We start from the raw sequence: 13946 nt of genomic DNA, 5'->3' as shown, positions 1-13946 counted from the left end.
CCCCAAACGTCTTAGTTATGCTGCGTGAAGGATTCACATGTAATTTCTCAACATTAAAAAGTAAAACAATGGATGAATTGAAAGACAAAGTAGCAGTGATCTATGGAGCAGGCGGCGCGATCGGCGGCGCTGTCGCACGTGCCTTCGCACGCGAAGGGGCCACGCTTTTTCTCACCGGGCACCGCCTCGCGCCTGTGGAAGCGGTTGCCAGGGACGTCGTGTCTGCCGGCGGCGTTGCCGAGGCAGCGGAGGTTGATGCCCTTGATGAGCAGGCTATTGATAAGCATCTGCAGTCTGTAGTGGCTAAGGCAGGCCGTATCGATATTTCGTTCAATGCGATGGGGATCCCGCCAACCCCGGATCTGGAGGCATCGCTGGTCGACATGGATCTTAAACAGTTCTCCGTGCCGATCACGAGCTATACCACGTCATACTTTCTGACTGCGCGTTTAGCGGCAAGACGCATGCTCAAGAATAAATCCGGGGTGATCATGACCGTTACTGCGCCCCCCGCAAGATTAGGCACGCCAAACGGAGGTTATGGTCCGTCACAGGCTGCCAAGGAGGCGCTTACCCGATACCTGTCGAAGGAACTCGCGCCTCAGGGTATCCGCGTGGTCGGTCTGCAGCCGCACGGCATGCCGGAGACAGAGACAATAAGGGAAATATTTGAAAGTAGGGCCAAAGCAACGGGCGTAACCTGGGAACAGTTTTCAGGTTATCTTGCAGGCATGAACCATCCCACACGATTCATGACAGTCACAGAGTTGGCAAATGTGGCGGCCTTTGTGGCTTCCGATAAGGCAAGCGTGATGATGGGAACGACCGTCAATCTGACCATGGGAGCCCTGGACGACTAGCAGCTGCTGACAAAAACCTATATAATATAAACATCAACAAAAAGAGAACTACTATGACTGAATTTGTATACCTCTATCGCGGTTACGAACTACCTGCATCTCCTGAGGAAATGCAGAAGAAAACCGCCAAATGGATGACCTGGCTTAAGGATCTCAGTGACAAAGGCCATGTGAAATCACTCGGAGAGCCTTTGCAACCCGATGGCAAGGTAGTCAAAGGCGCAAAAAAGCAGGTCATTGACGGCCCCTTTGCTGAAGCAAAAGACGTGGTTGGAGGGTATAGTATCATTGTGGCCAGGGATATCCAACAGGCTGTGGAATTTTCCCTGGGATGCCCTATTTTCGAGGATGGTGGTTCTGTAGAGGTCCGTCAAATCGGACAGCTGGAATTAGGTGATGGATATTGAAGAACATTTTTTCCGGCATGAATCCGGAAGGATCGTTGCCGCTCTTACCCGGCTCTTCGGAGTCCGTAACGTTGCATTGGCAGAAGACGTCACTCAGGACGCCTTCTGCCGTGCGATGGAGACGTGGAAGTTTCGCGGTCTGCCGAAAAATCCTTCCGCATGGCTGATGACCACTGCCAAGAACCGTGCCTTGGATATCTTGCGCCGGGAGCGCACGGCTCGGGTGTCTGAGCCAGAACTAACGCGGTTTCTTGAATCGGAATGGACGCTGGTTCCGACGGTAGAGGAGGCATTTAGTGCATACGCTGTGAAAGATTCCCAGCTACGTATGATGTTTTCCTGCTGCCATCCCAGCCTCTCTGAAGAGGCTCAAATTGCACTTATATTGCACATATTATGCGGATTCAGTGTAAAGGAGATCGCACAGGCCTTCGTAAGCAGTCATGCCGCTATTGAAAAACGCATCACCCGGGCAAAGAAAATATTGGCGGAATCCACGAAGCTTTTTGATCTCGCCGATGCGGATTTTTCCACCAGGCTTTCCTCCGTTCTGCAAGCATTATATTTGCTTTTCAACGAAGGGTATCATGGATCCTCACCTGAGGCGGCAGTGCGCATGGACCTTTGTCAGGAAGCCATGCTGCTTATGAATTTACTCATCGAACAACCTGCTTTAGTAACCCCCCAATCATATGCGCTTGCTGCGTTGATGTATCTCAACGCGGCCCGTCTGCCAACTCGTTTAGATGGTTCGGGTAATCTTGTTTCGTTCTTTGAGCAGGATCGGTCTTTATGGAATCATAACCTCATAGCAGAAGGACAAGCGCTTCTTGACCTTTCTGCCTCTGGTACAGAACTGACAAAATATCATATTGAAGCGGCTATTGCTTCAATGCATATTAGTGCCGCTAGAAGTGAAAATACCGATTGGAAACAGATAGTATCGCTTTATGATATGCTTATGGCTATCCATCCTTCTCCGGTGATTGCACTTAACCGTGCGATTGCCATCGCACAGCTGGACGGCCCAGAACGAGGATTGCAGGAGATACGCCTCATCCATGACCTTCATCGCCTTTCTTCTTACCCGTTTTACCCCGCTACGCTTGGTGAACTTGAACTCCGTCGAGGAAATTACCCGATTGCGAAAGCGCACTTCTCCACAGCGCTTTCGTTGGCACGCAATCCTATGGAACGTAATTTCTTGCAACGGCGTATAGATACATGCAAAGAAAGCTAACCTCTGTCCGACCAAACTCATTGACAATTAGCCAATTATCGCCCTTACCAAGTTGAAAAGGTACGAATCTGCGAAAGAAAATAGCCTGAAAAGACTTAAATTGCCTTTGTTTAGCTATCGTTTTAAGCTTCCACCTCTCTTCGCCCCTCCCCAAATTATTACTGTTCCTCTACTGTCCAACCGCTGCCTATGGTAGCCTCTGTGTGGCGCCATAAAACCAAAGGTCGCCTCAATATTTTTGAGACGGCCTCTTTTCATTTTTGCCGTTATGTTTGGGGTCAAATTCCACCATCCATTCAATTGGTTGTCAATAGACTATAAATCATTGATTATTAAATAGTTAATCCAGCCCGGCTTCCTCATGATTTGGCCCAATTAAGCTCCAGACACGACCTTGGGGTGGTAGGATTTACCAAAATCTTATCTGATTAATCACTAGTAAAAGGTTACCTTCACTCCTTTCAGATCATGCTTTCGTTTTTAAATTATTAGTATATGAACATCTATGTTTCAAACTTAAGCTTCAATGTTCAGGATGAAGACCTTAAAGGTTTTTTTACACCCTACGGCGAAGTTACCTCAGCCAAAATTATCAACGACAAAACCACCGGCCAGTCGAGAGGATTCGGTTTTGTAGAAATGCCCGATAGCGCAGCAGCCAAAAAGGCGATTACAGAGCTCAATGACGCTACCGTTGACGGCCGTAACATTAAGGTAATGGAGGCCAGACCCAAAGAGGAAAGACCATCCCGCGGCAGTGGTGGTGGTGGATACAAAGGTGGAAACAGTGGTGGCGGATACAAAAAAAACCGGTGGTAGCGTTATAGTAACGCGAAGCCTTTGCCCAAACAAATAAATATGGCGAAACACAGAGACTCATTCAATAAGCGGGAAAAGGAAAAACAACGTCAAAAAGAAAAACAGGGGAAGAAGGAAAAAATGGAAGAGCGCAAAGCCAACCAGGTTAAAGGGAAATCTTTGGATGACATGATGGCTTACATTGACGAGAACGGGAATATTACCTCTACTCCACCGGATCCTCAAAAGAAGAAAGTTTTTAATGCGGCAGATATTGAGATAGGGGTACCGAAATTTCAAGAGAGCGAAATGTCGGTAAATGAAGGCAAAATTGAGTATTTCAATGAATCGAAGGGCTTTGGTTTTATTATGCAAAATAATGGTGCAAAAATTTTTTTTCATATAAGTCAAGCCAACTATCCTGTGCAGGAAGGCGATCTCGTGAACTTTACTGTCGAAAGAGGGCCGAAAGGCCTGAATGCCGCAGGTGTTACAAAAAAACTATAGCCGCTTGCGGCTTTCACTGACCCTATTCCAATATTCAAAAAAACCCAATGGTTAAGAGCTCGTTTATTGATGACCTTCTCTACGCTCCATCCTACGGATGGAAAGACAAGAACGCCGCACTTGTTGTTCCTACTACAAAACAACTTTGGTCGGAAGCCTTTTCCCGCATGAATATTTTCAAAGCCCGGAGCAACTGGATCTCTTTTGCCAGCTTCTTGATGCTTGCAGGAATGTTGCCTTTCTTTTTCCTTTTCCTGTTCAAGTATTTTTCCTGGTATTTAGTGATTGCCATAGTTGTTTACAGCATGCTGATCATGGGAACGCATGGAACGATTTGGTTTCATAGGTACTGTACGCATAAATCCTATGGCTTTAGTCATCCGCTGTGGCGTATTATTACGCAGAACCTCGTTATCAGAACGATACCCGAAGAAATCTATGTGGTCTCACATCACGTGCATCACTGCAAATCGGATGAGCCGGGCGATCCATATAATGCACAAGCGGGATTTTGGTATTGTATGTTGGCCGAATACAATCACCAGCGGGTTTCTCCTGATCTAAGTGAAGACGCCTATAAAAAAGCGGTGCACTTCATGAAACACACGGGAGTAAAGTTGAATTCTTATCAACAATATCAAAAATGGGGCTCCATCGCTTCCCCTATGTACACCATTGGGGTCTGGCTGCTTAACTGGAGTTTTTGGTATCTGGTATTTTATTTTATCGGCGGAACTGGTCTCGCTTGTGCCCTATTCACTGCTGCGATGCTTTGGTTTGCGCTCATCAGGGCTTTTAATTATACCGGGCATGGCGGCGGGAAAGAAAAGCACCGGGATGGAATTGATTTTGACCGGAGTAACCTTTCTATAAATCAAACAAGACCCGGATTGATTGCAGGTGAATGGCACAACAACCATCATTTATTTCCCGGGAGTGCCCGTGCGGGTTTTCTTCCCGGGCAATTAGATCTGGCCTGGGTATATATCTATGCACTGCGCAAGGTCGGCATGGTTTCCTGGTATAAAGATTCAAAAAAGGAGTTTTTGAAGAAATATATATCGAAAGGGCAGGTCTCCGACCTGATGCCGTTGACAGGGGACAATTACAATATGGGCCACCTTGATTATGAAGGCCTTTAACATATCTCTTCTCATTTGGTACAATCCTCCCAAAAAATTTCAGAATTCCCAAATTTGAACTTTTGTACACAAATGGGAAGTTTCCATTATGCGGCTGTACCGGTTTAGCACATTTGATCTGATTTTTTCTAGCCGCGCAAATTAGTGATTTACATGTTGTTGTGTTGATTTTCGCCGTGCTGGCACGGGGATTTGCCGCTTTGGTATGTCCCTTGAATTTACTATGGCATAATCACGCACTCATGAAAACGAAATTCTACCTTCTTATCATACTGGCCCTGACCACCACGAACTTTGTCAGCGCTCGCACCACTAATAAGGCCACTGCCACCAACGGCAACTGGTCTAGCACCTCCACCTGGGACCTTGGCCGCATCCCGCAGAACGGCGACTCGATCGTCATCCCTGCCGGTAATACAGTCGTGGTTGACATGTCGGCCAGCTTAAACGACGTGTATATCACTATCGGCGGCGCGCTCAATTTCAACCAGAATAAGAGTTTGGCGCTTGATAATGCGTCTGTTGTCTCCATCCTGAGCACCGGTATGCTGACAGCGACCCACCCCACCCCGAATCAGTTGCTCTCCATCGGTGGAGTTGTCAAATATGATGGCAAAAACGATGTTACCGTCGCCGGGCCTGCTGTGGCCAATAGCGCATCTGGCGTTTCGCCCACCGGCTTCTCCTCTGCTCCCCTGACCCTCCCCGTCACCTTTACCGAATTTACCGCTATCCGGTCGGACAACGGCATCGTCAATATCACCTGGAACACTGTAAACGAGATCAACAATAGCCATTTCGACCTCGAAAGAAGCACCGATGGTTCTGAATGGTCTACCATCACAACCATCGCCGCAGGCAACAATCTGCAGGCCAATAGCTACAACTATACCGACGAAGCCGCTCCTGCAGGCCAGATCTGGTACCGCATCCGCCAGGTAGATCTTGATGGCAACTATATGTACACCAAGATCGTTCTGGTTAGCGCTACCGCAAACGCACAGGCTACGATAATCACCTCCGGCAAAACGGTGACCATTTTCCCCGAAAAGATGTCCGGCAGCAGACTGGTAGTAAGGCTGATCTCGCTCGGCGGCCAGGTAATGCAGCAGCAGTCTTTCGAATCTGCATCCAGCCGCATCGACCTCTCGCTTTCCACTTCCCCCAACGGCATCTATCTCGTGCAGGTAACCGATGGCAACCAATTTTCGATGGTGAAAAAGGTTATGATGTAAGGACGCACTAGATATACTCAAACCAAAAAAAATTTCCATTTCTCCGGTGATCATCCTACCTTTTTAGAGACTAATAAGAAACAGCAGTTGCTATGGTCGGACAAAAAGAAGATCACCTGGTAAGCCTGTACAGGGAGAGTTTCCCGGATTTTGCGCGCATGGTCAGGAGGATGAGCGGAACCCTCGAACAGGCAAAGGACAGCTTTCACGACGCACTCCTGATCTTTATGGAAAAAGAAAAGGCGGGCAAGCTGCACCTTCATTCCTCGCCGAAGGCCTACCTCATCGGCATAGCGAAAATATGCTGGCTGCGTACGCTTAATAATGATCCCCACCTCCCCCTTCCCGAGGGGTTCGAAGCGCCTCAACCTGAGGAAGAAGCAGATAAAGAAGAAAGAGAAAAAAGCCTGCTGGAATCCCTTCAAAAGAGCGGAAAGAAATGCCTGGAGCTTTTAAAAGCTTTTTACTATGACCACTGCTCCATGCCGGATATCGCAACCCGCTTTGGATTTAAGGGCGGGAGATCGGCCACCGTTCAGAAGCATAAATGCCTGGAAAAAGTGCGGCAAACCATAAAAACATCCGAAGTCTATGCGCGATGAATTAAACGAGGTTTGCCTCATCGACAAATACCTGCTCGGGCAACTCAATGAAGCGGAAAACCGAACATTTGAAGCCAGCATGCTCCTGGACGAAGCGCTGGCGGAGAACGTAGAGGCGCAGCGTTCGGCCCATCGGATGATCCTTTTATATGCCCGAAAACAAGAGCGCAGCCGGCTTCAAGCCATTCATCTCCAATTACTGGGTGAACCAGCCTTTGCCCGCCAATTAACAACCATATTCGCCTGATATGCTTATTCCTACCGTCATCGATAGCTCCACAAGAGGGGCCTACGATATCTATAGCTTATTGCTAAAAGAACGCATCGTCTACCTGGGTACAGCCATAGAAGAAAATGTAGCAAACCTCATCGTTGCACAGCTGCTCTACCTGGATAGTGAAAGCCACAATCCTATCATGCTCTACATCAACAGCCCGGGTGGCATCGTTTATGGCGGCCTGGCTATCTATGATACCATGCGCAAGCTGAAATCACCCGTAGCCACCGTGGCGATGGGCTTTTGCGGCAGCATGAGCACGGTACTGCTCACAGCAGGCACCAAGGGACAGCGTTATGCTCTTCCTCATGCGACCATCCACATGCATCCCACCGGTGGGGGCGCCAAAGGATATACGGAAGATGTACGCATCGCCTACAAAGAGCAGGAGCGCCTGCAGAACCAGATCTTTTCCCTGATGGGCAAATACTCAGGCCACAGCCGCGAAGAAATAGAAGAGATGTTCCGCCGGGACCGCTACATGAACGCCGTAGAGGCCAGGCAATACGGGTTGATCGATGAGGTGCTGGGTGACACCGATGATCTTATTGCCCTGGACGATGTCCAAACCAAAGTTCATTTTCAATTGCCGGGAAAGCCCCGGGAAAGCATCGGGTTCAAGCAGCATCCGCTTTAATGGAGAGGGTAAAATACCTATCTTGTACCCAAACCTAAACCATGACCTTAGTAAAATGTATTCTCTTTTCGTGCTGCCTACTCCTATCCATCGCTGTTCTGGCCCAAAAAGACCATTGGGAGGCCTACATAGCCCAGTATGAAAAAGGCGCCGGGTCGACCCTGGTCAATATGTCACTGAAAGAAAAGGCTCCTGATAAACAATATCCCTTCTTACTGAAGGCAGGCGTCAGGTTGATCGATTGCACGGCCGAGGGGCTACCTGGAAAGGATGATTGGGATGCATTATATGCTATTTCCGACAAGATTAAGGCAGCAGTCAATTCATTAACCCCAAACATACAAGCAGGCACCTTCTCCTATCAATGCGACCGGATGGACTACTATTATGTGAAAGATACCGCCCATGCGCGAGCCATCCTTTCATCTGTCTTCAAGACTTCCTTCCCTAAATATGAATATAAAATAGAGATCCGCAGCGATCCGTCATGGGAAGCTTACCTGACTTTTTTATACCCGAATGAAGAGACCATGGAGTTTATGGAAAACGAAAAAGTGGTCATGAATCTAAAAAAGGAAGGCGACCATCTCAACAAACCCCGGCAGGTAGACCATTGGCTCTATTTTAATACGGCAGCAGAAAGGGATGCTTTTGTAACCTATGCCCTTCATGAGAAATTCAAGCTGGAGGGCAAAGAATATAAACAGAAGTCAAAGCTGCCCTTCCAATTGCACATTTCCCGCATCGATAAAGTAGACATGGACTCCATCACCGCGGTAACCCTTGCCCTGCGAACAAAGGCAAAAGAGTTGCACGGCGATTATGATGGCTGGGAGACGTTCGTAGTCAAAGATTGATCATTCCTCTCCAGGCCGCAGCCTGCCCCGCGGCTCACTCACTCCGCAATGCCTTCACCGGGCTCGCCATAGCTGCGCGGATGGCCTGGAAACTGATGGTCGCCAGCGCAATGGTGACGGCGAGGAGACCGGCGAAGCCGAAGACCCACCATTCGATATCGATTCGATAGGCGAAGTCCTGCAGCCACCGGTGCATGATCATCCAGGCAAGGGGCGACGCGATGACAAAGGCAACCATCACGAGGATAATGAAATCCCGCGACAGGAGCAGGACAATATTGCCGACCGATGCACCGAGCACTTTGCGCACCCCGATCTCCTTTGTACGCTGTGCGGTGGCGAAGAGCGAGAGACCGAGCAGTCCCAGACAGGCGATGAAGATGGCGAAGCCGGCAAAAATGCTGAAAGCCTTGCCGAAGAGCTGGTCATTGGCGTATTGCTCGTTATAGTGCGCGTCCAGGAAATAATAGTCGAAATAATTCCCGGCAAAGAAGGTGTCATAAGTCTTTTTTATAGCCTTGATGGTGGAAGGCATGTCGGTGGTGTTCACCTTTACGGAAATAGTACTGTACGTTCCATACGCGGGGAGGAGGAGAGTCGGCTCGACAGGATACCGCAGAGATTTCTGATGATAGTCGTTGATAACCCCGACGACGTCCCACTGGCGATTGCCACGCATAATGGCCTTGCCGATCGCTTCCTGTGGCGAGGTGAAACCCAGGAGCTTTATTGCGCTTTCGTTGAGGATAATGTTATGCAGCTTCCCGAAGTCGGGATTAAAATCGGTGTAAGTATAATCCCTGCCCGCCAGGACCTTGATCTTATACAACGGGAGAAAGCCGAAGCTGATTCCGTTTTGCCGCATGGTATAATGAACGGTATTGTCCTGGTCGACCCGGCGGATATCAAAATCCCGCCCCGTCTCGCCGCCCATCGGCTGCCAGGAGGTAGCGGCGCCAACGACACCGGGTATCTGCTTCAGCTCGTGGATCATGCTGTTCGTCCTGCTGATGAAAGTGGAATCCCATTGGGTGAGCGTAGGCGGTTTGACCATGAGCATCTGATCGATGTTCATGCCCAGCTCTTGCCGGTTCATGAACCTGATCTGCCGGTAGACCACCAGTGACCCGACGATGAGGATGACAGTAATAGCGAACTGCCCTATGACCAGGCCTTTGCGCAGGAGGATGCCGCCTTTCGAGCTGCTGAACTTCCCTTTCAGCACCAGGATGGGCCTGAAGGAAGAGAGGACAAACGCGGGATAAAAGCCGGACACAAAAACCCCGGCCAGCACGAGAACCAGGATGCCGACGGTAACGCTATACCCGCCGATGCTTCTTTGCAGCAGATAGGAAAAAGACAGTTTATGGCCGATCAGCGTGTTGAAGGCCGGTTGGAGGATGAACATCAAAGCCAGCCCCAATACTAATGCAAAGAGATTGATCAGGAACGATTCCGTCAGGAACTGCCGGATCAGTTGCCCCCTCTCTGCGCCTATGACCTTCCGCACCCCTACCTCCCTGGCCCTTTCGGTAGAACGTGCGGTGGAGAGGTTGATATAATTCACCCAGGCGATGACGATGATAAAGAGCGCAATGATGAGCAAGCCCCATACGACCGTGGCGCTGCCGGTCTTCCCGATCTCGTATTCGAAGTCCGAATAGAGATGCGTCCGGGCCAGCGGCTGCAAATAGAATTTTTCGACGCTGCCGGAGACCTTATTGCCTTGGAAATACCGATCGCTGAAAGCTCCGAATTTCGCCTGCAGGGCCTTATAGTCCGTGCCATGCTTCAGCTGGACATAGTGCCAGAAATCGGAATCCTTGAAATCATAGTCCGATTCCTTCCATGCTTTCTTCCCGGAATATAAGGTAATATAAGAGGCGATGAGCTCGAATTCCAAATGCGAATTCTCCGGGACATCCCGGAAGACGCCGGTGATCTTATAGGGTGTCGAGTCGTTGCCTACGATGATCGCCTTACCAAGGGCGGATGCGACATCATTGTCCTTGACCCCAAAATAGCGGTTGGCAGCACTCGCGGAAATAACGATGGTATGAGGGTCTGCCAGCGCCGTGCGGTTGTCCCCTGCCAACATGGGAAAGGAGAACATGCTCAGGAACGAATTATCCGCCGCGATCATCAGCTGGTCGCCGAACTGCCTCTTTTCAAAGGTGACGATCTCGTTCCCGAATGGCTCTACCCGTGCATGGGCGATCACTTCGGGATAATCGTTCTGCATGGCCTGACCGATGCCCGAATAGGTGATGGTGCCGTGCTGGATGAGCTTCCCATTCTGATAGCGGTCGTTGTAGACCCGGTAGAGATCGCCGATATTGGTATTAAACCGGTCGTAGCTGAGCTCAAAATTGACATACTGTAAGATCAGCAGGCAGGCGGCCATGCCGATGGACAGACCGATGACGTTGATGAACGAGAAGACCTTGTTCTTCCGGATGTTACGCCAGGCGGTGGTGAGATAGCTTTTGAACATAGTTTTGGGTATTGGCTTACCCAAAGACGGGGCAGCCGCCCAAATGTTGCATCAGCCGGGTCCGGAGCCTTAGCGCCCGGCGACGACCGTATAGTAGCAGTTTTTCTCCATCGTGCAAATTGTCCCATCCGGTTTAGAATATTCAATTTTGACGGGTATAAAATAGCGGCCAGGCTGCCTTTTAGCCTTTATGGTATCCCTGGCGACCGGCTCCCCTCCCAGCTTTACAGGCACACTATTGATCGTGATCTTTGGGTCCATCCGATAGCTAAACATGCTGATGCCTGCAAAAACTTCAATAGGCTCTCCAGGCCGGACTCGACTACTGCTTAAACTGACAATCGGCAGAAACCATTCCCCATCAAGGACTGTTTCGGTTGTATGTTTGTTACAATAGTCTATCAGCAGGTGTTCGGAAAGACGAATATCGCTTTGCAGCTTATCCAGAAGCAGCATTGTGATTGCCGCGTCTGTCGATTGTAGATCACTGACTGCCCCACCTTTTAGCAGGGGTAGGTAATTATATAGGCTTAGTATATCCAGGCTTACAAAACGCCATTCATTGCCCAGTAAGGTCGAGTCAAAAGCCGCTATCAAATCCCGCTTGTGTGCAGCAAGCCGGTCAACTAATGTTCGTTGTTTTTGCTGATCGAGATCCGCCTCTCCATTCAATTTCAGCGAATCAACATAAGCATTCATCCTGTTGCTGATCGCCCGTATTCTTTTCAGGACGGGTGAGTATAACTCCACCAGATGTCTATTCACCGCATCCGCTCGCTTCTGCTCGATGGCAGCATAAACCATATCATTTTCATTCTCAACAAACTTGTTCGATCGTTCGAAGCCTTTGCGAATTTCCAGCAACTGTTGTGGATCGTTATGCTGCCCGCAGGAAAGCAGGCTGATGGCGGCGATGAGCGCGCCGAAAATACGAAGGTTGAGCATTGACAGGGGATTATACTCCGTAACGAAGGGGCCGTCGATTTAGTATAGGAGTGGGCCACTGCCGACGCGGCAAAAAAAAGGCCGCCCCCGGGCGGGCGGCCCCGGGCCTGGTCAATTATATCCCGGATTTTGTTTCAGTACTACCTTCCCTTGTGCATTTTCGGCGTCCAGCTCCTTCTGCGGGATGGCAAAATATTCATTGACCCCCTTTGAAAAAGTCGCTGTGTTATTGACCCGGAAAAATCCACTCCTGTTCTTTTCAACGCTGACATAAGCATTCAAAATAGCCTGCATGGACCCCGTGCCATTATCCCATCTTGACAGGTCGAAGAAACGCTGGCCTTCCATGGCAAGCTCCAGCCTTCTTTCCATTTGGATGGCGTTTATGGCATAAGCCTGGCCCCTGACAGTGAACGCGCCTGCAGGATAGGGTTTTACCGAATATTTATCACCAGGGGTCGTTTGCGGGGAATAGGTGCTGGTATTAGCGTCATAAGCAGCGTTGAGATATACAAACCCGTTTGGATTGGCAGCCCTTTGACGAACCATATTCACATACGTCTCGGCCTTGTCAAGGCTGCCGATCTGCGCCTCGCATTCAGCAGCCCAAAGCAGAACGTCGGCATAACGGCAGAGATCCACATTATTCGCATCCACTTCCGCGGCGCCCCAGAATACGGTTTCGGTAGAAGAGAACTTCCCTTGCTGGCTTTGGGCATACCCATTCTTCTTGGGAACAAACAATCCATCATCGAGAACGTCGCGGATCCAGGTAGAATCGATGACGCCCCAATCAAAATAGGGCTCACCCGGCCGGCCGACGGCCCAGTCGAGACGGGGATCTACCGTACCGGTCCAGGGATTGGTGCGATCGCTCACCAAGGGTGCATTGTTATAGCTTCCATCCAGATAAGGAAGGCCATTCGCATCTGTCTTGTAGGCCTGTACCAGATTCCATGACGGGTTGTTGAACCCGCAGCAGCCGGGGCCATGGTTGTAGGGAAAATTCAGTTCATCCCCCGTATCGCCATTGCCGCCATTGGTCGAAATGGAGGACCCGTCGTTTACAGAGGCCTGGGTAGAAAAAACACTTTCCGGGCTATTCTTTTGGGCAGGGTTGAAGTTGTTTTCATAAATGGGGTCGAGGGAATAAGGCGTGCCACTGGAAGTCGTGCCACTGGTAATCACCTGGTTCAACAATAGCAGGGCGCTGTCGTACCTATGCTGGTACATATAGGCTTTCGCGAGGAAGGCCATGGCCGCCCATTTGTTTACGCGCCCGATATTCGGCTGCGTGCCCGGTAAATTATTTGTTGCGTAGGTAAGGTCCGCAACTATTTGCGGCCAGATATTGACATAACCCCCACCGGTGATATTCGGGACATCCAGATTCCCGGCCGTGTATGAAATGCTTTCATCCACGTAAGGGAAATTATTCCAGATCTTTTTGCCTTCAAAATGATAATATCCGCGCAGGAACCTGGCCTCAGCCGTATATTCCGTCGTATCTGCCGGCGAGATGCCTTTCGACAGGCGAAGGGTGCGGATCACATCGTTTGCCCTTTGGATACCCGTGAAAAGAACGACCCATTTTTCATCCAGGTAGATGCTGGTGCCGGCTTGTGCCAGGGACCATGTCATCAATGGTATCGCGTCGGGCTGATCGGAAGGAGTAGACCCCTTATAGGAATCGTCGGCACATTCGCTGCCATAAACATAGTTGGAGGCCCCGCTGCCATTCCCAAGGTTTTGGCCGGGCACATTCTCGCCGGATAAAAGCGCATACGCTCCGATGAGGAGTCCCTGAACCCCGGAATTATTGGTAACGTTCGAAGCAAGCAGCGACCCCTGGGGCTGCAGGTTCAATTTCGCGTTACATGCGTAAATGACGATCGCAGCCAGCACCGGGGTAACGATCGTTATCCACTTAAAAATTCTTGTCATA

Annotated in this window: 14 protein-coding genes; 11 read left to right on the top strand and 3 right to left on the bottom strand. The window is 49.8% G+C overall.

What is annotated here, in order from left to right:
• Positions 1 to 17 precede the first annotated feature (17 nt).
• From IEY39_RS19715 to IEY39_RS19665, 11 genes are all read left to right on the top strand, one after another.
• Complete coding sequence (locus IEY39_RS19715; protein WP_229688998.1) at positions 18 to 860, top strand: SDR family NAD(P)-dependent oxidoreductase; 843 nt, start codon at positions 18 to 20, stop codon at positions 858 to 860.
• A 53-nt stretch (positions 861 to 913) separates the two neighbouring features.
• Positions 914 to 1267 (top strand): YciI family protein, encoded by a 354-nt coding sequence (locus tag IEY39_RS19710; protein WP_188934790.1) that lies wholly within the window; start codon positions 914 to 916, stop codon positions 1265 to 1267.
• Positions 1257 to 2507 carry an RNA polymerase sigma factor gene (locus IEY39_RS19705; RefSeq protein WP_188934788.1) on the top strand — a complete coding sequence of 417 codons (1251 nt, stop codon included), beginning with the start codon at positions 1257 to 1259 and terminating at the stop codon, positions 2505 to 2507. Before IEY39_RS19710 ends, IEY39_RS19705 begins: the two co-directional genes overlap by 11 nt.
• A 495-nt stretch (positions 2508 to 3002) precedes the next feature.
• Positions 3003 to 3326: an RNA-binding regulator gene (gene rbp, locus IEY39_RS19700; protein WP_188934786.1), complete on the top strand. Its 324-nt coding sequence runs from the start codon at positions 3003 to 3005 to the stop codon at positions 3324 to 3326.
• A 39-nt stretch (positions 3327 to 3365) separates the two neighbouring features.
• Complete coding sequence (locus IEY39_RS19695; RefSeq protein WP_188934784.1) at positions 3366 to 3812, top strand: cold-shock protein; 447 nt, start codon at positions 3366 to 3368, stop codon at positions 3810 to 3812.
• A gap of 47 nt (positions 3813 to 3859) precedes the next feature.
• Positions 3860 to 4954 carry a fatty acid desaturase gene (locus IEY39_RS19690; protein ID WP_188934782.1) on the top strand — a complete coding sequence of 365 codons (1095 nt, stop codon included), beginning with the start codon at positions 3860 to 3862 and terminating at the stop codon, positions 4952 to 4954.
• Positions 4955 to 5196: 242 nt separating this feature from the next.
• Positions 5197 to 6189: a G8 domain-containing protein gene (locus tag IEY39_RS19685; RefSeq protein ID WP_188934779.1), complete on the top strand. Its 993-nt coding sequence runs from the start codon at positions 5197 to 5199 to the stop codon at positions 6187 to 6189.
• Positions 6190 to 6281: 92 nt separating this feature from the next.
• Entirely contained in the window at positions 6282 to 6791 is a 510-nt protein-coding gene (locus IEY39_RS19680) for an RNA polymerase sigma factor (protein ID WP_188934777.1), read from the top strand.
• Complete coding sequence (locus IEY39_RS19675; RefSeq protein ID WP_188934775.1) at positions 6781 to 7038, top strand: hypothetical protein; 258 nt, start codon at positions 6781 to 6783, stop codon at positions 7036 to 7038. Before IEY39_RS19680 ends, IEY39_RS19675 begins: the two co-directional genes overlap by 11 nt.
• 1 nt (position 7039) lies before the next feature.
• Positions 7040 to 7705: a ClpP family protease gene (locus IEY39_RS19670; protein ID WP_188934774.1), complete on the top strand. Its 666-nt coding sequence runs from the start codon at positions 7040 to 7042 to the stop codon at positions 7703 to 7705.
• Between the two features lie 41 nt (positions 7706 to 7746).
• Positions 7747 to 8562: a DUF695 domain-containing protein gene (locus IEY39_RS19665; protein ID WP_188934771.1), complete on the top strand. Its 816-nt coding sequence runs from the start codon at positions 7747 to 7749 to the stop codon at positions 8560 to 8562.
• Between the two features lie 34 nt (positions 8563 to 8596).
• Here IEY39_RS19665 and IEY39_RS19660 read toward each other — a convergent pair whose 3' ends face one another.
• The 3 genes from IEY39_RS19660 to IEY39_RS19650 form a co-directional block, all read right to left on the bottom strand.
• Complete coding sequence (locus IEY39_RS19660) at positions 8597 to 11056, bottom strand: ABC transporter permease (protein ID WP_188934769.1); 2460 nt, start codon at positions 11054 to 11056, stop codon at positions 8597 to 8599.
• A 69-nt stretch (positions 11057 to 11125) separates the two neighbouring features.
• Positions 11126 to 12001 carry a hypothetical protein gene (locus IEY39_RS19655; protein WP_188934767.1) on the bottom strand — a complete coding sequence of 292 codons (876 nt, stop codon included), beginning with the start codon at positions 11999 to 12001 and terminating at the stop codon, positions 11126 to 11128.
• A gap of 111 nt (positions 12002 to 12112) precedes the next feature.
• On the bottom strand, positions 12113 to 13945 hold the full coding sequence (locus IEY39_RS19650; RefSeq protein WP_188934765.1) for a RagB/SusD family nutrient uptake outer membrane protein: 1833 nt from the start codon (positions 13943 to 13945) through the stop codon (positions 12113 to 12115).
• Position 13946: the final 1 nt, after the last annotated feature.

Origin of the sequence: Puia dinghuensis (assembly GCF_014642875.1) — a bacterium.
GTDB classification, from domain to species: domain Bacteria; phylum Bacteroidota; class Bacteroidia; order Chitinophagales; family Chitinophagaceae; genus Puia; species Puia dinghuensis.
Note: the sequence above shows the minus strand (reverse complement) of the source record. Positions and strands in the feature narration are given on the sequence as shown.